This window comes from Streptomyces sp. NPDC056224 (genome assembly GCF_042267665.1).
Lineage (GTDB): Bacteria > Actinomycetota > Actinomycetes > Streptomycetales > Streptomycetaceae > Streptomyces.
In genome coordinates, this window is the sequence record NZ_JBHJTK010000001.1 from 415,514 (window position 1) to 436,267 (window position 20,754).

General features: G+C 73.3%; 16 protein-coding genes and 1 pseudogene. 10 read left to right on the forward strand and 7 right to left on the reverse strand.

Annotated features, from left to right (window positions below):
* Positions 1-85 precede the first annotated feature (85 nt).
* Both ACFCZ1_RS01915 and ACFCZ1_RS01920 read left to right on the forward strand, forming a co-directional pair.
* Complete coding sequence (locus tag ACFCZ1_RS01915; protein WP_376676354.1) at positions 86-946, forward strand: papain-like cysteine protease family protein; 861 nt, start codon at positions 86-88, stop codon at positions 944-946.
* 23 nt (positions 947-969) lie between these two features.
* A complete protein-coding gene (locus ACFCZ1_RS01920) occupies positions 970-1,911 on the forward strand; it encodes a hypothetical protein (RefSeq protein ID WP_376676355.1) in 942 nt (313 codons plus the stop codon).
* A gap of 446 nt (positions 1,912-2,357) precedes the next feature.
* On the opposite strand, the gene ACFCZ1_RS01925 is transcribed toward ACFCZ1_RS01920, so the two are convergent.
* From ACFCZ1_RS01925 to ACFCZ1_RS01935, 3 genes are all read right to left on the reverse strand, one after another.
* Positions 2,358-3,836, reverse strand: a complete 1,479-nt coding sequence (locus ACFCZ1_RS01925) for a branched-chain amino acid ABC transporter substrate-binding protein (protein WP_376676356.1) — start codon at positions 3,834-3,836, stop codon at positions 2,358-2,360.
* Positions 3,837-3,840: 4 nt separating this feature from the next.
* Complete coding sequence (locus ACFCZ1_RS01930; protein ID WP_376676357.1) at positions 3,841-5,841, reverse strand: hypothetical protein; 2,001 nt, start codon at positions 5,839-5,841, stop codon at positions 3,841-3,843.
* Between the two features lie 301 nt (positions 5,842-6,142).
* A complete protein-coding gene (locus ACFCZ1_RS01935) occupies positions 6,143-6,796 on the reverse strand; it encodes a CBS domain-containing protein (RefSeq protein ID WP_376676358.1) in 654 nt (217 codons plus the stop codon).
* A gap of 623 nt (positions 6,797-7,419) precedes the next feature.
* Between ACFCZ1_RS01935 and ACFCZ1_RS01940 the strand changes: the two are divergent.
* The 3 genes and pseudogenes from ACFCZ1_RS01940 to ACFCZ1_RS01950 all read left to right on the forward strand — a co-directional run.
* Positions 7,420-7,783 (forward strand): annotated as a pseudogene (locus ACFCZ1_RS01940) (alcohol dehydrogenase catalytic domain-containing protein); the annotation flags it as partial.
* Positions 7,784-7,873: 90 nt separating this feature from the next.
* A complete protein-coding gene (locus ACFCZ1_RS01945; RefSeq protein WP_376676762.1) occupies positions 7,874-8,554 on the forward strand; it encodes a helix-turn-helix domain-containing protein in 681 nt (226 codons plus the stop codon).
* The gene (locus tag ACFCZ1_RS01950) at positions 8,551-9,309 is read left to right on the forward strand and encodes an HAD family hydrolase (RefSeq protein ID WP_376676359.1); all 759 of its coding nucleotides are present in this window, start codon (positions 8,551-8,553) and stop codon (positions 9,307-9,309) included. Before ACFCZ1_RS01945 ends, ACFCZ1_RS01950 begins: the two co-directional genes overlap by 4 nt.
* A gap of 408 nt (positions 9,310-9,717) precedes the next feature.
* Here the strand turns inward: ACFCZ1_RS01950 and ACFCZ1_RS01955 are convergent, their stop codons facing one another.
* Positions 9,718-10,401 (reverse strand): CBS domain-containing protein, encoded by a 684-nt coding sequence (locus ACFCZ1_RS01955; RefSeq protein WP_376676360.1) that lies wholly within the window; start codon positions 10,399-10,401, stop codon positions 9,718-9,720.
* Positions 10,402-10,680: 279 nt separating this feature from the next.
* Here ACFCZ1_RS01955 and ACFCZ1_RS01960 point away from each other — a divergent pair, with 279 nt between their 5' ends.
* The 3 genes from ACFCZ1_RS01960 to ACFCZ1_RS01970 all read left to right on the forward strand — a co-directional run bounded on the left by ACFCZ1_RS01960 (position 10,681) and on the right by ACFCZ1_RS01970 (position 14,346).
* Positions 10,681-11,586, forward strand: a complete 906-nt coding sequence (locus ACFCZ1_RS01960) for a universal stress protein (RefSeq protein WP_376676361.1) — start codon at positions 10,681-10,683, stop codon at positions 11,584-11,586.
* On the forward strand, positions 11,583-12,458 hold the full coding sequence (locus tag ACFCZ1_RS01965) for a universal stress protein (RefSeq protein WP_376676362.1): 876 nt from the start codon (positions 11,583-11,585) through the stop codon (positions 12,456-12,458). The genes ACFCZ1_RS01960 and ACFCZ1_RS01965 overlap by 4 nt, the downstream gene beginning before the upstream one ends.
* Before the next feature lie 151 nt (positions 12,459-12,609).
* On the forward strand, positions 12,610-14,346 hold the full coding sequence (locus ACFCZ1_RS01970; protein ID WP_376676763.1) for a GAF domain-containing protein: 1,737 nt from the start codon (positions 12,610-12,612) through the stop codon (positions 14,344-14,346).
* Here ACFCZ1_RS01970 and ACFCZ1_RS01975 read toward each other — a convergent pair.
* Both ACFCZ1_RS01975 and ACFCZ1_RS01980 read right to left on the reverse strand, forming a co-directional pair.
* Positions 14,337-15,047 carry a response regulator gene (locus ACFCZ1_RS01975; protein WP_376676764.1) on the reverse strand — a complete coding sequence of 237 codons (711 nt, stop codon included), beginning with the start codon at positions 15,045-15,047 and terminating at the stop codon, positions 14,337-14,339. The genes ACFCZ1_RS01970 and ACFCZ1_RS01975 overlap by 10 nt on opposite strands.
* 115 nt (positions 15,048-15,162) lie before the next feature.
* The gene (locus tag ACFCZ1_RS01980; RefSeq protein WP_376676363.1) at positions 15,163-15,807 is read right to left on the reverse strand and encodes a CBS domain-containing protein; all 645 of its coding nucleotides are present in this window, start codon (positions 15,805-15,807) and stop codon (positions 15,163-15,165) included.
* Between the two features lie 437 nt (positions 15,808-16,244).
* Here ACFCZ1_RS01980 and ACFCZ1_RS01985 point away from each other — a divergent pair, with 437 nt between their 5' ends.
* Complete coding sequence (locus ACFCZ1_RS01985; protein ID WP_376676364.1) at positions 16,245-17,153, forward strand: potassium channel family protein; 909 nt, start codon at positions 16,245-16,247, stop codon at positions 17,151-17,153.
* Here ACFCZ1_RS01985 and ACFCZ1_RS01990 read toward each other — a convergent pair.
* Positions 17,147-19,507 carry a phosphoketolase gene (locus ACFCZ1_RS01990; RefSeq protein WP_376676365.1) on the reverse strand — a complete coding sequence of 787 codons (2,361 nt, stop codon included), beginning with the start codon at positions 19,505-19,507 and terminating at the stop codon, positions 17,147-17,149. The genes ACFCZ1_RS01985 and ACFCZ1_RS01990 overlap by 7 nt on opposite strands.
* A 237-nt stretch (positions 19,508-19,744) precedes the next feature.
* Here ACFCZ1_RS01990 and ACFCZ1_RS01995 point away from each other — a divergent pair, with 237 nt between their 5' ends.
* On the forward strand, positions 19,745-20,623 hold the full coding sequence (locus ACFCZ1_RS01995) for a universal stress protein (protein WP_376676366.1): 879 nt from the start codon (positions 19,745-19,747) through the stop codon (positions 20,621-20,623).
* Positions 20,624-20,754: the final 131 nt, after the last annotated feature.

Sequence of the window (20,754 nt, forward strand, 5' to 3'; positions counted from 1 at the left end):
CTGACGGGCGAGCCGACCCGCTGACCTTTCACCACACACCGGAGTGCCGCCGGCAGGCAAGTCCCCGCATCTCAGATCAAGGAGCATGATGCACAAACGTCGCGCGTCCCGCCGCAAGAAGGCGCTGATAGCCGCGCTCACCGCCGCGCTCTCCGGCGGTCTGCTGTTCGGCTTCGGCGCCCTCGCCCAGGCCGATGTGGTCAGCGGCACGGTCATCGGCGGGCAGGGCAACTACCGGACCGTCAACCACCGGGCCAAGCCGTCCCTCTCGGCCCAGGTGAACGGCTCCTCGAAGGTGGGCGAGAGGATCCAGATGTCCTGCCGGACCACCGGGGACACCGTGGAGAACAACCCGCGGTGGATCTACACCGGCTCGTACTACATCGCAGACGCCTTCATCAAGGAGAACACCACCCCCCTGCCGGTCTGCGGTTCCAACCCCAACCCGAAACCCCCCACCCCCACGACCGCGAAGACGCTCAAGATCGACATGCAGAAGCAGGTCAGGACCCAGTGGTGCTGGGACGCCTCCGGCGTGACCATCGCCAAACACTGGGGCCGCTCGGTCAGCCAGGAGCAGTTCTGCCAACTCGCCGCCCAGGGAACCTGGGTGGACTGCAACAACCAGCCCGCGACGCTGGAAGACATGGCCAACGGCCTGGCCAGGCTGGGCCTGCGCGACAGCGGCCGCAGCCTGTACCGCAACGCCTCGTTCAGCGAGTCCGTCACCGAGATCGCCGCAGGTCGGCCGTTCGCCGTCCGGTTCGGCTGGCGCACCGGCGGCGGTCACATGAACGTCATCTACGGCTACGACAGCACCACCAACATGATCGCGGTCGGCGACCCGTGGCAGACCACCCAGACCTACACCTGGTGGAACCACGCCACGTACGTGAACAACAACTCGTTCCAGTGGACCCACTCCCGCATCGGGATCCAGGGCTGAGGGGAAGACCGACCATGCAGACCATGCAGACCATGCGACACACCAAGCGCGCGGCGATCCGGGCCGCCGTTCTCGCCACGGCCGCGCTCGCCTCGGCCCTGAGCGCAATCGTTCCCGCACAGGCCGCGGAGGGCGACGGCATCGCGGGCTACCCGTCCGCCCAGCAGGCTCTGCGGAGCGACCAACTCCGCGACACCGTCTCCCGCTTCCTGGTGTCGGCCCGCCAGCACGGTGCCGCCGCCCCCGCCGCGGACGGCGGCACCGTCGGCGCCCCGGGGAACGCACCCGCCGCGGTCGCCGCACCGCCCGGGTTCGACCTCAAGGACCCGGTGCCGATGTTCGAGATCAGCCCCGAGTTCGTGAGCGGCAAGACCCAGGCGGACCCGCAGACCGCGATCCGTCTCTCCTACCTGGCCTCCCGGGTGACCGCCTCCGACGGCAAGAACGCCGCCGTGCTGCTCGCGCCCAAGGTGAACGCCCCCGCGACGGGAAGCGGCCCGCAGAACGTCGGCGCCGAGGGCTGGCAGCTGGCCGGCATCCGGGACGGGGACGCCGAGGTCGGCTTCGCCGAGCGCGGCACTCCGCAGGCCCGTACCTTCACCGAGCCGCAGATCCACGCCTGGTACCGGCTCACCGCCGAAGGCACGGTCGAGCCGCTCAACGAGGAGGCGACCACCGGCCTCGGCGGCAAGCGGGGCGTCACCCTCGCCGCCTACCAGAAGCTGGTCACCGCCCGCTACGGCGACAAGATGCCCGGCTCGGAGTACGACCGCAAGGGCCTGGCCGGAGGGTACGCGGGGCTCGGGGAGGACCAGCCGGAACAGGTCGCGGCCGCGTCCGCGATACCGGAGGCCGAGACGTCCTGGCAGGCGGCCTCCGTCACCGCCACCGGGGCCGCGGCCCTGGCGGCGGTCGGCGGTGCGGTGGTGTACACGCGTCGCCGGAGGACCGCCACCACCGGCTGATCCGGCCCGCGAGACCGGGCCCCTTCCCCGCGTCCGGCCCGGCAACGTCCATCGCCGGACAGGCGCGAGCGCGGGGAAGGAGTCGCCCGGGAGCGTATGCCCTGGCGGTTCTGCCACGGTCCCGCTCCAGACCGACACCCCCATCGGTTCCGCGTCCGGGCGCCGGCCACCGCCACTCACGCCCGCCGGCCCGGACGTGTTCCCGGACGGCGGGCCGGCCCGTCTGCGGCTGTGCGGAGCCCTGACCGGGCGGGCGGGCGGGCCGGGACTCGCGGATCGCGCCCGCTCGCTCGCCCGACCCGGGCCCGACCCCGGCCGGGGCGCCCGGGGCCCGCGCCGTCACGTGCCGCCCCGGCGACGGGAAGGGCGCAACAGACGTGCGGGCAGGTCCCCTTGCGCCCCGCCCCGCCGCGTCCCCCGGCGGCCGCACCCCCGGGCCGGCCGCTTCACTGTTCCTGGGGTGGTTTGCCCTCCGCCGCGGACACCTCGACGAACTCGACCTGGCCCTTGCCGTTGAGGCGCAGGATCGGGACGGCCTTGTTGCGCGGATTGCCGTTGTTCTGGAAGGAGATGAACCCGCTGGCTCCGGCCACCTGCTGGGTGCCGTCCATCTGGTGGAACATCCGGGCCACCGCGTCGCCGACGACCTGCCCCTGCCAGCGGGCGGCCATCTGGATGCCGTGGGCCGCGGCCAGGACCGCGTCGTGGCCCATCAGGGCCCCGCCGTCCTCACGGGGGTCGTGCGGGAACCACCGGTCCAGCAGCCCGCCCGGCTGGAAGTTCTTCGCCGACGGTGCGGACACCGACTGCGGCGCCGCGCGGTACATGTCGGGGTGGGAGAGGCCGGTGTAGAGCACCTCGATGCCCGTCTCGGCGGCGTGGGCGAGCTGTTCGGGACTCAGGTTCGTCGTGTCGTCCCCGGCGAACACGGTGAACTGCTGGTCGGTGCAGCTGCGGTTGGAGAGTGCGTCGAGGAAGTGGGTGAGGTGCCGCCCGCGGCCCGCGAAGTACACGAGCTGAGGGCGCTGCTGGCACAACTGGCCGGGCATGTAGCGCAGTTCGTTCTGCCAGGCACTGCTGACGGACGAGTCGTAGGTCATGCGCTCGGCGACGAGCCGGTGCTTGTCGCCGTCCTGGAACGCCTTGGTGAAGGCGGTGCCGAGGGTGGCGGCGTAGAGATTCCCCTCCGCCACGTCCTGGATGACGACGCCGGTCGCGACGCCGCGCCGTTTGAGGTATCCGGCGGCCGCGTAGGCCTCGTCCTCATTGGTCGGGGCGATCCGGACGAAACCGTTGATGCCCTGGATGTTCGTGGCGGTCATGGTGGCGCCCACCATGGCGATGCCGTGTTCGGAGAGGAGCTTTATGGCGGCGAGGTTCTCGTTCGTGCTGGGGCCGAGGCCCGTCACCGCGACGAGCCGGTCCGGGGAGTCCTTGCGGGCGATCAGCTCGTCGACGGTGTGCTTCCACTGCGTGGACCTGCTGCCCGGGTTGGCGATCAGCAGACGGATCTTGGGGGTGGCGGCGAGGTCGCCCTGATTGTGCCGGTACTGGGCGAGGTAGGCGCCCTGGAGTTCGTGGCGGACGCCCTCTGCGGAGTTGCTGTCCTCGGCGGTGGTGGTGAAGGAGGTGAAGTAGGCGACGCTGACGTACGGTTCCTTGTCCGCGTTGGCGAGGACCCGGCGGTTCTCCTCCTCGATCTTCTTGCTGACGGCGTCGAGGTTCGGCGCGAACACGTATGAGCCGTCGGTCACTCCGACGCACTCGTCGTCCGGGCCCTGCTCGACGACCCCCTCGGCGCATCTGGCCTGACGTTCCTGTAACCAGCCGACACCCATCCACAGCGCCGCGGCCAGGGCGACGGCGGCAGCGGTGGCGAGGGCGACGCGGCGCACGACGTGCAGGGGCCATTCGAGTCTGGGCATGCGCTCAGCCCTCCCAGCCGGCGGTCTGGGGATCGCGCCAATGACGGTACCGCTCCGACTCGTTGAACAGGGCCACGATGTCGTTCCTCCGCAGTTGGGACAGCTGGGTGTAGCCGTCGGCGATGATGTCGCCCAGCCGCATGGCGGGGTCGGCGAGCGGATCGCTCCACACCCAGCGGGTGGTCACCAGGGCGTGGATCACGGACTCGGTGTCCCTCACGTGCCCGGATTGGCGCGGGACGAGCCCGGCGAGCAGTTCCAGCGGTCCGCTGTCGGCGGGGAGGCGGTTCGGCGCGGCGGTGATCGCGTCGAACTCGGAGATCCACTGCGCGGCCGGTACGGCGGTGAAGCGTCGCGTCAGGTGGGCGGTGACCTCCTCGGCCCGCCCGCGGGCCAGCTGGTGGTACATCTCCTGCACCGGCTTGCCCTCCCCGCGGTAGTACTCCGCGAGGAGTTCGTGCACGGCGTCCCACCCGTCGGGGCGTGCGGCCAGCCGCCACAGGAGGAGCCGGCGCAGCCACGGGTGGAGTACGGGCACGACGGCGACGGGTCCGGTCAGCAGCCAGCGGGAGCGGATCTCGCCGAACAGGGAATCGGTGGGGCTGAGCAGCCGGGTGGCGACCGAGAAGTCCCGGGCGGCGGCGCATTCGGCCAGGGTGGCGCGCTGGGCGTCGTCGAAGTCGCGCAGGAGGTGGCCGAGGGCGGTGTCGGCGAGCGTGGCGGAGAATTCCCCGGCGCGCAGCGGCCGGTCGGGCAGGGTACGCAGCCAGCGGTCCTGCTGGGGACCCGAGTCCGGGGGCGGCCCGGCCTGGCGCAGGACGTCGAGCACCTGGTGGACGGCGCGCGGCAGCCCTCCGGTGAGCCGGTGCACGAACGGGGTGAGGCGGGTCAGCGGGGCCAGGTCGCTGTTGCCGCCCAGCTGGAGCTCGATCCGGATCCGCACCTCGTCCAGGTTGAGGTCGCGCAGGCGTAACGGGTACCACCAGGTGTCCTCGCTGTCACGGGTCGGGCGATGGGCGTTCCAGTCGGCCAGGGAAGCCCGGTCGGGGCCGCGCAGCTGCCAGGGCCAGGAGTCCCCGGTGGCCGGGCCCCAGCGGGGCAGCCAGCGGTTGGAGCTGGCGACGGCGGTCAGCGGGTCGCTGGCGTGCCCGGCCACGACCGTCTCGTCGTGCCGGGAGCGCAGCAGCAGGTCGAGGAAGCGGCGTCCGTACTCGGTGTGGGCGTTGTCGAGGAGCAACAGGTAGGAGCGGGGCATGAAGTTCCGGGCGGTGTTGCGTCTGAGGTCCTCGAGGAAGGCCGAGAAGAGGACGAGGTCGAGCCGCTCCTGCTGGTTCTCGTCGCCCTCGTGGCGCCAGAGGTTGAGCTCCACCAGGGCTTCCATGGGGTCCGCGCTGCGGGTCATGGGGTGGCGTCCGTACCAGTGGGCCCCCGCGGTGAGCCGGTTGCCCAGCCGGCCGCCGAACATGCCGGGCACGGTGCGGCGGCCGCGCCGCAGGGCGTCCTGGAAGAGGGCGAGTGCGGCGGTGGAGGCGCCTTCGGGCATGCCGACCGCGCCCATGCCCACTTCGAAGAACGCGGCCAGGTAGTCGCCGTGCCGGGCCTCGTTCTCCTCCTGGAACCGGTCGAGCTGCCGCTGCACCGCGCGCCGGCCCTCGGCGAGGCTCCGCATCCGCAGCTCCTGGTCGGAGGCGAGCAGGCCGAGGCTGAGCAGCGGGAAGTGGGAGCGGCCGTAGCGGGGCAGTTTGCGTTCGAGCTGGCGGGCCAGGAGCCCGAGGGCGTAGCGCGGCAGCAGGGACTGGGCGCCGCCGAAGTTGACGAAGGCGAAGGGGTAGTCGGGCCCGAAGTGCTCCATGAGCGCGCTGTGCGCCTCGCTGGCACCGCTGCCCGCCGGGCCGAGGAGCATGGTCACGGGCCGCTCCGCCGCCGGGGGCTCCTTCAGGCACGCGTCGACCAGCGACAGGATGCCGCTGCGGCCCCGCAGGCCCATGCCCGTACCCGTCTCCATCACGTGTGATCCCCCCCCAGGACGACGCTTCCGAGGAGTAGAGACTGCCATCCGCAGCCGCAGTCAGACAGGGGTTTCCGCTCCTTGATTCGTTTCGGTCTGCTCCGCGGGAGTGCCGCTTGCGCCGTCCGCGGCCGACCGGGCGGCTCCCCCGCAACCGGGCCGACGGGAGTGCGGGGGCGCGCCGCCCGGCCGGGCGCCGGGCCCGGCCACCTCGGCCCGGAGGCGCCGGCGCGGCTGCACGGTCGTTGCGACGAGCGCGATCGGTGCGGTCGGCTTCGCGGCGAACTGCCGTCGGAGGTCAGCCGGTCGCGGGGCCTTCGAGCCGGCAGTGCACGCCGACCACGCCTTCGACGGCCCGGGCGAGGCGGGCGGCCACGGGGATGAGGTGCGGATCGCGGACCGGGCCCGTCAGGGTGACGACTCCCTGGGCGACGTCGACCGTGACGTCGCCGTGCGAGAGCGGGAAGACGCGCTCGACGACCTCGCACCGGACTTCTGCGGCCAGGTCGTCGTCGGTGCGCAGGAAGACCTTGAGGAGGTCGGCGCGGCTGACGATGCCCTTCAGCGCGCCGTCGGCGTCGACGACCGGGAGGCGCTTGATGCGGCGGTCGGCCATCATGCGGGCGGCCTGGGGGAGCGTGGCGTCGGCGCGGATGGTGACGGCGGGGGTCGTCATCAGCTCCTCGGCGCGGACCGATCCGGCCTTCGCGGTGTCGCCCAGTCGGCGCATCTGCTCGATGAGCCCCGGGCGGTGGGCGTGGAACTCCTCCTTGGTGAGGAGGTCGGCTTCGGAGACGACGCCGACGACGCGGCCCTCCCCTTCGACGACGGGGACCGCGGTGACCTTCCAGCGCTCCATCGCGGTGGCGATCTCCTTGAACCCGGCAGCGGGGGTGACGGCGACGACGGTCGTCGTCATGACGTCGCCGACGGTGTACGGGGTGGAGGTCATGGCTGCTCCTCAGCGGGCGTGGGCGGGGTGACGGCGTCCCGGTGCCGGGAGGTCCTCATGGCGGTCATGGTGTGTGCCTCCAGCCCTCCCCCCTCACCCTCGCGCCGGGTCCAGGGCCTGCGGGAGGGCCGCGCGGTGCATACGCGGGGGCCGTCCGGCCCCCGTCGGCGGACCAGGACGGCCTTCCCGGCTCGGGTACGAAGGCCATCCCGGCTCGGGTACGACGGCCGACCCGGTCGCGGGCCCGGGCGACGGCGGCACCGACGACGGCTCCGTTGCGGGGGTCGGTCAGACGCCACTGACGGCCGTGGCGCGGCCGTTTTCCGGGTCACGCGGGGCCCCGGCCGGAGCCGAGGCCCGGCTCCTTCCGGTTGCGGCGGCGCAGGTCCGCGAAACCCTGGAAGAGTCCGCAGCCGGCCAGGGCGCGGGGTGGCCCCGGCGAGCTGTCCGTCGGCGCGGGTCCACCGGGCTCCCGCTCACACCCCGGACGGGTCCGAGAGGGGGCCGACAGGCCCTCCCCGGACCCGACCGGCCCATGCGCGGGAGGTCGCCGCCGGGGCAGGCTGGCGGTGAACCCCACCGGCCGCGAGCACGCCGCGAGCACGAGGAAGAAGGGCGATGTCATGAAGGCACTCGTCTTCCGGGGCCCCGGGCGGACCGCCTGGCAGGACGTGCCGGACCTGATCATCCCGGACCTGATCATCAAGGACGCCGCCGACATGGTCGTCCGCGTCGACGGGGTGACCGTCTGCGGTACCGACCCGCACGTCATCAAGGGCGACGTGCCCGAGGTGACCCCGGGACGGATCCCCGGCCACGGGGCCGTGGGCACCGTGGTGGAGACCGGCCGCGACGTCCGGGTCCGCCCCGGTGACCGCGTGCTGATCCGCCGCATCCCGCGGGGGCGGGTGGGTACCGGTGCACACCGTCGACAGCGCCCGGGCCGAGTACGTCCGGGTCCCCTCCGCCGGCCCCTCCGCCCACCCCGGCGCCTCGAGGTGGCGCCCGGAGGGCCCCAGCACGACGTCGTCCCGGTCGCGGCCGCGCAGCCGTGACGCCGAGAGGAGATGGGAAGCCATGAACAAGGGCAGCTCCGGACCGGCCGCCGCGCAAGCGCCGACCGGACGCACAGACCTCGGCCGGCGCCTCGCCGGCCGACGCGAGGAACTCGGCCTCAGCCGGGAGGAAGTGGGCGAGCGCTGCGGGGCCGACGCCACGTACGTCGCCTACCTGGAGGAACGCGCCGCCGCGCCGGCGATCGGCTCCCTCGTACGCATCGCCGCCGCCCTCGACACGACCGTCGCGGAACTGACCGGCGCCATGACCGACCGTCCGCCCGGCAGGGGCAAGGCGGTGCTGGACGCCGAGCTGGTCGAGCTGCCCGTCGGCGAGTGCCGGCGGCTGCTCTCCACGCACGGCGTCGGCAGGATCGCCGTCTCCGCCCCGCACGGTCCGGGGATCTTCCCGGTCAACTATGTCGTGGCGGGCCGGGACATCGCCTTCCGGACCTCCGCGGACGCCGTGCTCGCGCGGGCCGCCGGCACGGAGGTGGCCTTCGAGGTCGACCACATCGACGACGTCACCAGGCTCGGCTGGAGCGTCCTGGCCGTGGGCGGGATGGACGGCGTCACCGATGCCGCGGAGCTCGTCCGGCTCGATGCCGTCGCGTACTCCCTGCCGTGGGCCGGCGGCGGGCGCACGCACTGGATGAAGATCACCCTGAGCCGGATCAGCGGCCGGCGGGTGGTGCGGCGGTGAATCCGCTGCACGCCGTCGTCCTGGACACCGACGGTGTCCTGCTCGACTCCGCCGTGCTGCACGCCGCCGCGTGGAAGACCGCTTTCGACGGCTGCCTCGACGCCTGGGCGGCCGACGCACGCACGGACCGGCAGCTCCCCTTCGACGTGGCGGGGGAGTACCGGGAACTGGTCGACGGCAAACCCCGCCTCGACGGCGCGCTCGCCTTCCTGACCGCCCGGGGCATCGAGCTGCCGCCGGGCACCGCGGCGGATCCACCGGGCTGCGACACGGTGTGGGCGGTCGCCGCCCGCAAGGAGCAGGCGTTCACGGCCGCGCTCCAAGGGGGAGGCGTACCGGCGTTCCCCGAGGTCCGGCCGGTCCTGGAGGCGCTGCGGGCCATGGGGGTGCGGTGCGCCGCCGCATCGGCGTCCCGGCACGCCGGCCTTTTGCTGGAAGCCACCGGATTGGCCGGGCTGGTCGAGGTACTGGTGGACGGCACGGACGCCGCACGGCTCGCCCTGGCGGGCAAGCCGGACCCCTCCCTGTTCCTGGAAGCGGCGCGGCGGCTGCGTGCCGACCCCGCGGAGGCGGCGCTGGTCGAAGACGCCCTGGCCGGGGTGGAAGCAGGCCGGCGCGGCCGTTTCGGCCTCGTGGTCGGCCTCGACCGGACGCGCGACAGCGCTGCCGCGGCGGCCCTGCGGGTCCACGGCGCGGATGTCGTACTGCCGGACCTGACCGCCCTCGTCGGCGCCGTCACCGGCGGGCGGCCGTGACCGGGGCCCGCTGGAGCTCGGCACGGGTACGAGCAGTACGAGCTGGAACGCACCACGGGTACGGGCAAGTCGACCGGCCACGGCGCGGCACGCTGCGCACCTCGAACACCGGACGCCGACGTCCCGGAGATCGGTGAGCGCATCGTCGGCCCACCGGTCGCCCGGCTCACGGGTGGGCCCCGGAACGGCGCGGCCCGTGGGCCGGGCGTGGTCCGTGGGCTGGCCGGCGTGGTCCGTGGTCCGTGGGCCGGGCGACGGCACGGACGAGCCGCAGCGGCACCGGCGGCAAGACCGCTTCCCGGGCGGCCGGCGGGCAGCGCCCGCCCTCGGGGGAGCCGTCGGCGCGGACGGCTCCCCGGGTGCCTCACCGAGGTTCCTCTCCGCAGCGGTCACCAGGGCGGGCAGCGGTCACCAGGGCATGCCGTGCGCGGTGCGCTCGGGCGGCGTGAGCAGGGTGTCGTCGAAGCGGGCGGTCAGACGGGCCGCGACCGCGACGACTCCGTCGAGCTGTTCGGTGAGGCGGATCAGCACCGGGACCTGACTCTGCCGCTCGAGCGTCCCTTGCAGCGTGACGATGCCGTCCACGACGTGCAGCTCCACCGCCTCCGGGCTCAGCCCCATCGTGTCCACGAGTACGTCCTCGACCAGGCGGCGGCGTATTTCGGCGTCGGGCCGCAGGAAGAGCCTCAGCAGATCGCGGCGTGTCACGATGCCGACGAGCCGGTCCTCCTCGTCCACGACGGGGAGCCGTTCCACGCCGCGTCGGGTCATCAGCCGGGCCGCCTCCGCGGCGGTCTCGTCGGCACGGGCGGTCACCGCCGGCGCCGACATGATGCCGCCGGCGGTGGTGGCCGCCGCTCCGGGCACGGCGGCTCCCTCCCCGGCGTCACTCGCTGCCGGGACCGGCGCGGCCTGTCTGCTCAGCAGGTCGCTCTCGGAGATGACGCCGAGCACCCGGTCCTCGTCGTCGAGGACGGGCAGTCCGCTGATGTCGTGCTGTGCGAGCAGTTTCGCGACGTCCTTGAACGGGGTGGCCGAGACGACGGAGACGACCTCGCCGGTCATCAGGTCTCCCACCTTGATGTGCTTCATCGGGGTACCTCCTGCCGCCCTGTGCGATGCATGTGATGCACACGGGTGGTCCGTTGAAAGCCGTTCCTGGTCATCCATGATCCGTCGGCCGGGGTGGGCCGAGCAGGGCCGAACGGGTCCCGGCGGGGGCCGGTCGGACCCTCTCCGGCGTGCGTGTCCTGCCCCGGTGCCCGCGACCGGGACCTTTGGCCCCCGTGCGGTCCTGAGCGGCCCTCTTCGCGCAGGGCCCGCGGTGCCAGCGTGGGAGGTGACCCGAGCGGCACCGGGCGAGGAGGCATCATGAACGACACCGTCGGCAGCCCCGAACTCGGCACCGTCGTCGTCGGCGTCGACGGCTCACAGACCGCGCGTCGGGCGGCTCTGTGGGCAGCGGCCGAGGCCGCGTGCCGCGAGCGCCCCCTGCACATCGTCCACGCGGCCGGCACCGACGGCCGGGCCCCGTACGTGACGGCGGAGACCGTCGAACACGTCCGCGGCACCGGGCGCGCACTGCTCGACGACACGGCCGCCGCGGTCACGCGGCTGCATCCCGGCCTGAGGGTCATCACGGACCTCAGCCGCGGCGCACCCGTTCCCAGCCTGTACCGGTCCGCCGCCGAGCACGGCACGATCGTGGTCGGCAACCGGGGTCTGGGCGGGTTCACGTCCCTCATGCTCGGCTCCGTCGGACTGAAGGTCGTGGCGGGAGCGAAGAACCCCGTCATCGTGGTCAGGGGAACCGACGACGAGGCCGAGACCGGTGTGGTGCTCGCCGCCGTACGCGACGAGCACGACCTGGGCTGCGCTCGGTACGCGGCGCGCGAAGCCGTGATCCACAAGGCCCAGCTGCGCCTGCTGCACGTGTGGAACGTCCTGGAGTCTGCCGGCAGTGTCGTGACCATGCTCGACGACGTCGGCGCGATCGCCGGGGAGCACGTCCGGCAGCTGACCGCCGTGACCCGGCAGATCCGCGACGAGTACCCGGACCTCACCGTGGAGGCCGAGGCCGACAAGAGCGTCTCCGTGTCCGGAGCCCTGGTCGACGCGTCGCACCACGCCGACCTGCTGGTCATGGGCGGCCGGCGCTCGCCCGGCACGATGGGGCCCACCCTCGGATGGCACACCCACAGCCTCCTGCACCACGCCCACTGCCCCGTCCAGCTCATCCCCCGCCACGCCGACCTGCCCGGGAGCGGGTCCGGATGACCGCCGCCGCGGCCCGGGAGGTCGTCGTCGGGATCGACCCGGCGACGGACTGGCACCTGCCCCTGGCCTGGGCCGCCGACGAAGCCCACCGTCGCAGGCTCGGGCTCCGGCTGGTGGTGGCCGTACCCCCGCCGCACGACACGCACGACACGCACGACACGCTGCGCGCCGGCGGCGGGACCCGCACCGCGGCCCTGCGCCAGGCCGCCGACGCGGCCCTGCGGGCCGGTGCCGCCTGGGCCCGGCAGCGGCATCCGGACGTCGACGTGACCGCCGCGCCGACCGACGGGCCGCCCGTCCGGGCGATCGGTCGGCTGGCCCGGAGCGCGCACATGATCGTGCTCGGATCCCGCCGCCTGGGCCGGACCGCGCAATACCCCGGCGCCGGCTCCACGGTGGTCCCGGTCACGGCGCAGGCGCCCTGTCCGGTCGTGGTGGTCGGGGACGCCGAGCACGTCCCCCGGCAGCCGCCCTACCTCGTCGTCGGCGTCGACGGCAGCGAATCCTCCAGGGCGGCCCTCGCCCTCGCGTTCGAGGAGGCGGACCTGCGAGGGGCCGAGCTCCGCGCCCTCGCGGTGTGGCAGCCGCCGTACTTCCCCCGCCACGACGAGGAGGCCGCCCTGCAGGCCCACGGACGGATGCTCTCCGAGATCACCGCCGGCCGGTCGCAGAGGTATCCGGACGTCGCGCTCACCCGCGAGGTGCCGACCGGGCACCCCGTGGAGGAGCTGGCGACGGCGGCCGAGCACGCCCTCGCCGTGGTGGTGGGCCGCCGTGGCCGCGGCGGCTACTCCGGGATGCGCCTGGGGTCCGTCGTCCAGGGACTGCTGCACCGGGCGCACTGCCCCGTGATCACGGTTCCCGCGGTCTGAGCCCGCAGTGCCCCGGCCGCGCCGCGCAGCTCCTCGGGGCGACCGCGGCCGTGCCGAGGCCTCCCGCCCATCCTGAGCGGGTACGGCGGCCCGGGGCTACGGTGGTACCCGAGGCATGGTGCACTCCCCCTGGGCGCCGCTGGAGGTACGCATGGGCGGGGAAGACCAGGCCGCCGCAGGTCCGAGGGCTCCGCGGCTGAGGCTGGACGAACTGCTCGACGAGCTCCAGGTCCGCATCGACGAGGTGCGCGGCACCCGGGACCGGCTCAACGGGCTCCTCGAAGCCGTGATGTCCGTCGGCCGGGAGCTCGACCTCCCGCAGGTGCTGCGGGGCATCGTCGAAGCGGCCGTGGTCCTGGTCGACGCGGAGTACGGGGCCCTGGGCGTCATCGGCGACGACCAGAAGCTCGCCCAGTTCCTCCCCGTCGGCATCAGCGACGAGCTGCGTGCCCGGATCGGCGACCTGCCCTCCGGCCACGGCATCCTCGGCGAACTCATCCGGCACCCCGAACCGCTCCGGCTCCCGGAACTGTGCCAGCACCCCGCCTCCTACGGCTTCCCGGCCCACCACCCCCCGATGCACTCGTTCCTCGGCGTCCCCATCCGGGTCCGCGAGGAGGTGTTCGGCAACCTGTACATGACCGAGAAGCGGGGCGGCGCGCACTTCGACGAGGAGGACGAGTCGGTCCTGTCCACGCTCGCGGTCGCGGCCGGCATCGCCATCGAGAACGCACGTCTCTTCGAAGAGGTGCGCCTCCGGGAGCGCTGGCTCGCCGCCAGTTCCGAAATCACCCGCGCGCTGCTCTCCGGCTCGTCCGAGAGGCAGGTGCTCGAAGGCATGCTGGAGCGGGCCAGGGACATCACCGGCGCCGACATCGGGGTGTTCCACCTCGTGGGCCGCGGCGGGGAGCTGCGCGGCTCGCTGGCGCTGGGGGAGGGCGCCGAGACACATCGCGACCTCGTGCTGCCGAGCAGCGACGGCACCCTGGCCGCCGCCGCCCTCGGCGAGGAGGACGGCCTGATCGTCGTCGCCGACGTCGGGACCGACGAGCGGATCACCGTGCGACCGGAGCGGTGGAAGGGCTTCGGCCCTGCCGTGGCCGTCACCGTCGGCACCAAGGAGAAGCTGAGCGGCGTCCTCATCCTGGCCCGCAGACGCGGCCGCGCGGCCTTCGTGGGCATCGAGGTCGCAGCCCTGCCCGGCTTCGCCGGCCAGGCCGCCCTGGCGCTGGAACTCGCCGACCGGCGCCGCGACGCTGAGCAGACGAGCCTGTCGGAGGACCACGACCGCATCGCCCGCGACCTGCACGACCTCGCGATCCAGCGGCTCTTCGCCACCGGCATGACCCTGCAGAGCGCCCAGCGCTTCGTCGAGCACCCGGAGGCCTCCGAACGGCTGGGCCGGGCCATCGACGACCTGGACGAGACCATCAAGATCATCCGATCCACGATCTTCGGTCTCCGCGAACGCGAGGTGTCCGCGCCGGCCCCGAAGCTCAGGCTCCGCCTGGTCCGGACGCTGGACGAGGCCGCCACGGCGCTGGGCTTCGCCCCGGCCCTGCGCATGGAGGGCCTGATCGACACCGACGTACCGCCGCATGTCGCGGACGAGGTGCTCGCCGTGATCCGGGAGGCACTGACCAACGTGGCCCGGCATGCCCGGGCCACGCGGGCAGAGGTCTCCATCGCGGTCGGCGAAGGCGTCCTGACGGTGGTGGTCGGCGACAACGGGGCCGGCATCCCGGAAGGCGGCCGGCGCAGCGGCCTGCGCAACCTCGCCGAGCGTGCCGGGCTACTGGGCGGAGAACTGACCGTGGCCCGCGGACCGGCCGGCCGGGGGACGGAACTGAAGTGGCGGGTCCCGCTGCCGCAGGCCCCTCAGCGCTGACCCTTCCCGCGCTCGCCCTCGTGCTCGTGCTCGTGGACCTGGGCGGCGATGACGGCGGCTTGCACGCGGCGCTCCACACCCAGCTTGCCGAGCAGCCGGGAGATGTGGTTCTTGACCGTCTTCTCGGACAGGTACAGCCGCTTGGCGATCTGGGCGTTCGTGAGGCCTTCGCCGATCAGTTCGAGCACGGAACGCTCCCGCTCCGAGAGGGCGGCCAGCCGGGCGTCCTCCGGGGCCTTCGCGGTCTCCGGGTCCCTCAGGGAGTGCATCAGGCGGGCGGTCGTCGCCGGGTCCAGCATCGACTGCCCCGTCGCGACCGTCCGTACGGCGGACACCAGATCGGACCCCTTGATCTGCTTCAGGACGTAGCCGGCCGCACCGGCCATGATCGCGTCGAGCAGCGCGTCCTCGTCGTCGAACGAGGTCAGCATCAGGCAGGCCAGTTCCGGCATGCGCGAGCGCAGCTCACGGCACACGGTGATGCCGTCGCCGTCGGGCAGCCGGACGTCCAGCACGGCGACGTCCGGGCGCACCGCCGGCCCGCGGGCCAGCGCCTGCCCGGCGGTGGCCGCCTCTCCGACGACCACGATGCCGGGCTCCGCGTCCAGCAGGTCGTGCAGGCCGCGGCGTACGACCTCGTGGTCGTCCAGGAGGAAGACCTTGATGGGCCCCTCGGCCGCAGCCGCCGGTGCGTCGGACATGTACGCCCCCTGGTCGATCGGCTCTGCGTACGTCTCACGTGTCGTACGCATTGTCGCAGGCAGTGGGCGGACGCACCGTGCGGCGCACCTGGGATCCGGGGCCTGAAAGACGGGCTCAGGCCGCCTCGGCCGTGCCCGCCCCCAGTTCCATCCGTACGTCCACGACACCCTCGACGGCGCGGATGGCGCGGGCCATCAGCGGCACCAGGGCGCGGTCACGCAGCGATCCGCGCAGGGTGACGACGCCGTCGTGCACCGATGCCTCCAGGCGTGCCGGGGGAGCGAGTTCGGCGAGGACCGCGTCGCGGATCTCCTCTTCGATCTCCTGGTCCGGACGCAGGAACACCTTGAGCAGGTCGCTCCTGCTCACGACCCCTTCCAGCATTCCCACACCGTTCACGACGGGAAGGCGCTTCACGTGCCTGCGGGCCATGATCCGCGCCGCCTCGGCGAGGGTGGCGTCGGGGTGCACGGTCACGGCCGGGCTCGACATCAGCTCCTCGGCCAGCACGCCCCCCGCCTTGGAGGCCTCCTCCAACTGGTCGGGAAGCCGGGGGTCGTCCCGCCGGAACTCCTCCTTCGGCAGCAGGTCGGCCTCGGAGACCACCCCGACGACGCGGCCCTCGCCCTCCAGGACGGGGACGGCGCTGACCTTCCACTGGTGCATGAGCTCGACGATCTCCTTGTAGGAGGCCTCGCGGCCGATGGCCACGGCCGTATGGGTCATGACGTCGCTGACGGTGTACCGGGAGGCGGGCATCGCGTGCTCCTCATACTCTTCGGGGTGTCGTGGACCTGCGGGGCGAGGCACCCACAGGTGGGTGCCGCTGTCGTACGGGGCGTACAGGTCGAGCGGTCGGACACGGGCGGCTCGGAGCCGACGGCCGAGCACCTCGGCGGCTCAGGGCCCGATCGCCGCGCCGGAAGCGGGGTCGGCTCCCCCTCATCGCCGGGACGGTGCGCCGGCGATCCGCGAGGGGGATCGCGTGGTCATGGTGGCCTCCTCGTGCGAGTCCGGTTTCAGTATCGGAGGCCGCAGCGCGTCCCGGGATGGGCCGACCGGCCCTCAACGCGCCGCCACGGGGCCCCATCGGTCCCGTGCCCGCCCCGCCGACGGCGACGTACGGCGCGGGCTCCGGCGGACGGAAGGGGTCCTACGGGAGCCTGAGAGGGGTACGACGGGACGAGGGGTGCCTGATGGAGTGGCTGGTGTCGGTCGCGGGCGCGGCCTTGGTGCTGTTCATCCTGCGGGATGTGTTCCACACCCTGTGGCATCCGACGCGCCACGGGGGGCTGAGCCGCCTGGTCATGACCGCGCTGTGGCGGCTCTCCCCCGTCTTCACCTCCCGGGGGGCGGCTTCCGGTCTCGCCGGCCCGCTCGCCATGGTGACGGTCGTCGCGCTGTGGGCCGTGACGGTGGTCGCGGGCTGGGCGCTGGTCTACTGGCCCCACGTGCCCGACGCGTTCGTGTACGCGGGCGGGATGCGCCCCGCCGAGTACGGGAGGCTGCTGGACGCGGTGTACGTCTCCCTGGTCACCGCCTCGACGCTGGGCCTCGGGGACGTCGCACCGGCCGCGGGGTGGCTGCGCATCCTCGCCCCCCTGGAAGCCCTGGTCGGCTTCGTCCTGCTGACCGCGACGGTTTCCTGGATCCTCGGCATCTATCCGGCGCTGGCACGGCGCCGGGCCCTGGCGCTGCGGCTCTCCCACCTCAGCCGTACCCATCCGTCGCGGGAGCAGGTGGACTCACCGGCCGGGGCGACCATGCTGGACAGCCTCGCCGCGCAGTTCTCGGTCGTCGCGGTCGATTTCCTCCAGTACGCGGAGTCCTACTACTTCCACGACGTCGACGACCGGACCTCCCTCGCCCAGCAGATCGGCTACGCGCTGGACATCGCCGATGAGGCGGCGGGCGCCCGCCACCCGGATGCCCGGCTCGCCGCCGCCGTGCTGCACACCGCGCTCGAAGACCTCGCCGGCATCCTGGACCAGCGTTTCCTGAAGACCCACGCCCCGTTCCGGCAGACGCTCGAAGCCTTCGCACGCGATCACGGGCGTCGGTCCGGCGCGGCCGGACCGGACGCCGGACCGCACGCCGGTCAGTAGGGCCAGGACCAGTCGGCGACCTCCGGGAGGTCGGTGCCGTGGGCGCGGATCCAGTCGTGGTGGCGACCGCGCTGATCGGCCATGGCCCGGCGCAGCCCCTCCGCGCGGCCCGGGAGGCCGGGGACGCGGTCGATGACGTCCATGACGAGCCGGTACCGGTCGAGGTCGTTGCGGACGACCATGTCGAAGGGGGTGGTCGTGGTCCCCGACTCCTTGTAGCCGCGCACGTGCAGGTGCGGGTGGCCGGTGCGGCGGTAGGCGAGCCGGTGGATCAGCCAGGGATAGCCGTGGTAGGCGAAGATCACCGGCTTGTCCGTTGTGAACAGGGCGTCGTACTCGGCGTCCGTCATCCCGTGCGGATGCTCCTCCCGGGGCATCAGCCGTGCGATGTCGACGACGTTCACCACCCGGACCGCGAGCGCGGGCAGGTGCTCGCGGAGCAGGGCCGCGGCGGCGAGGACCTCCATGGTGGGGACGTCACCGGCGCAGGCGAGCACCACGTCCGGATCGTGGGAGCCGTGGTCCGTGCCCGCCCACTCCCAGACGCCGGCACCCCGCGCGACGTGGACGCGGGCCTCTTCGACGGACAGCCAGTCGAAGGAGGGCTGCTTCCCGGCGACGATCACATTGACCTGGTCACGGCTGCGCAGGGCGTGATCGGCCACGGCGAGCAGGGTGTTGGCGTCCGGCGGCAGATAGACCCGCACGACCTCCGGACTCTTGTTGAGGACGTGGTCCACGAAACCGGGGTCCTGATGGGAGAAGCCGTTGTTGTCCTGGCGCCAGACGTGTGAGGTGAGCAGGTAGTTCAAGGAGGCGATCGGGGCCCGCCAGGGCAGGGCGCGGGCGGCCTTCAGCCACTTGATGTGCTGGCCGACCATGGAGTCGACGATGTGGGCGAAGGCCTCGTACGTGGAGAAGAGCCCGTGGCGGCCGGTCAGGAGGTAGCCCTCCAGCCAGCCCTGGCAGACGTGTTCGGAGAGGATCTCCATGACCCGTCCGTCCCGCGCCAGGTTCCGGTCCGTGGCTTCCGTGATGCCCTGCCAGGCCTTGCCGGTGACGTCGTAGAGGCCGTCCAGCCGGTTGGAGGCGGTCTCGTCCGGTCCGACGACCCTGAAGTCCCGCCGCTCGGCGGTGTCGCGCATGATCCCGGCGAGGAAGTTCCCCAGGACGCGCGTCGGTTCGTGGAGGGAGCCGCCCGGCTTGTCGACGGGGACGGCGTACGCGTCGAGCGGCGGCAGCGGCAGCGGGCGCAGGAGCCGGCCCCCGTTCGCGTACGGGACGGCGCCCAGACGGCGCTCGCCCTGCGGAACACAGGCCAGGACCCGAGCCGTCGGCCGCCCCTCGGCGTCGAAGAGCTCCTGCGGCCGGTACGAGCGCAGCCACTCCTCCAGCTGCCTCAGGTGCTCCGGGTTCTCCCGCACCCCGGCGAGCGGCACCTGGTGGGACCGCCAGGTGCCCTCGACCGGCTCCCCGTCGACGATCGCTGGGCCGGTCCAGCCCTTGGGGGTGCGCAGGACGATCATCGGCCAGCGCGCGTACTCCCGCCCCGGATCCGTGCCCGTCGTCCGCGCCTCCCGCTGGATGAGCGCGATGCGGTCGAGCGCGTGGTCCATCGCCCGGGCCATGGCCTGGTGGACGAGTGCCGGGTCGCTGCCGGTGACGTACAGCGGGTCGTGGCCGTAGCCGCGCAGCAGGGCGTCGAGCTCACCTTCGGGGATCCGGGACAGCACCGTCGGGTTGGCGATCTTGTACCCGTTCAGGTGGAGGACCGGCAGCACGGCGCCGTCGTGGACCGGGTCGAGGAACTTGTTCGCGTGCCAGGACGCGGCCAGCGGCCCGGTCTCGGCCTCGCCGTCGCCGATGACGCAGGCGACCAGCAGGCCGGGGTGGTCGAAGGCGGCTCCGTACGCGTGGGAAAGGGCGTATCCGAGCTCGCCGCCCTCGTGGATGGAGCCGGGGGTCTCGGGCGCGACGTGGCTCGGCACCCCGCCGGGGAAGGAGAACTGCCGGAACAGCCGGCCCATGCCGGCCGCGTCCCGGGTCACGTCCGGGTAGGTCTCGGTGTACGTGCCCTCCAGCCAGGAGTTGGCGAGGACCGCGGGTCCGCCGTGGCCGGGCCCCCAGACGCACAGGGCGTCCAGCGAACGGTCCTTGACGACGCGGTTCAGGTGGGTGTGCACGAAGTTCAGGCCGGGCGAGGTGCCCCAGTGCCCGAGCAGCCGGGGTTTGATGTGTTCCGGCCGCAGGGGTTCGGTCAGGAGCGGGTTGTCCATGAGGTAGATCTGACCGGCGGCGAGGTAGTTGGCGGCGCGCCAGTGGGCGTCGAGTTCCGAGATGGGGTACGCGGTCATGTCCGCTCCTCCGTGCCGCGGTCCGGGACGTTCGTCGACTGAGCCGATGCTGACACTCTGCCCCGGCCCTGTTCTTTCCGCGAGGGGCGGACCGGCCCTCGGCGAGGGACCGTCGGCCCCTGTGTGACGAGGCCCGCCGCGGCGACAGTGGTTCAGCGGCGCCGGTTCCCCCGGCCGGTGCCGCTCCCCCCGGCCGGCCGACCCCGATGCCCTGGCATCAGTACGGAGGACAGACCTGTGAAGCCCACCCTCGTTGCCGGAGTGGACGGATCCCCGGAGAGCCGGGCCGCGGCGGACTGGGCCGCGCGCGAAGCCGTCCGGCGTGACCTGCGCCTGAACGTGGTCCACGCCTGGTTCTGGCAGCCGCTCGAACTCCCGCTGGTTCAGGACCGCGAGGCCGAGGCCCGGCGCGCGGATGACATCCTGAAGGAGGCCGAGGACGAGCTCGTCCAGCGCCACCCGGGGCTCACCCTCACCGCGGAAGTGCTCTCCGACGCGCCCGTGCCGGCCCTGCTGCGCGCCGCCGAGGGCGCGGAGATGCTGGTCCTCGGCACGCGCGGGCACGGCGCCCTGGCCGACTTCCTACTGGGCTCCTACGGCCGGCAGGTGATCGCCGCCGCCGGATGCCCCGTCGTCTCCGTCCGCTCCGCGCACGGGAGGCACGTGGCGCTGCCGGAGGAAGGGGACGTCGTCGTCGGCCAGCAAGGCGGTGTCGAGGAGTCCGCCGAAGTGCTGCGCGTCGCCTTCGAGGCGGCCGCCGCCCGCAACGCCCCGCTCCGCGCCGTCCGCGCCTGGAGCCTGCCCCCGGTCTACAGCTACAGCCCCGGATCGAAGTGGATCGCGGACGACTTCGGCGGCCTGGAGCCGTACGAGAGGGCAGCGCTGGAGCAGGCGCTGGAGCCGTGGCGCCTGAAGTACCCCGAGGTGGAGGTCGTCGCGCACGTGGAGCAGGGCAGCGCAGGCCACGTACTGCTGTCGGCCGCCTCGGACGCCCAGCTCCTCGTCGTCGGACGCCGGGTCCGCGCGTCCTCGCCGCTGGGAGTGCGCATCGGATCCGTGACGCATGCCGTCCTGCACCACTCGGCCTGCCCGGTCGCGGTGGTCCCGCACCCCTGAAGGGTCCGGGGGAGGCAGGAGGGCGGGGCACGCGACTGTACGGCGCGCCCCGCCCGCCCCGGGGCTCCGCCCGCCCCGCTTCACCGGCCGCGCTCAGGCCGGGTCCGGCGCCCGGCAGGTCGTGCGCCCCG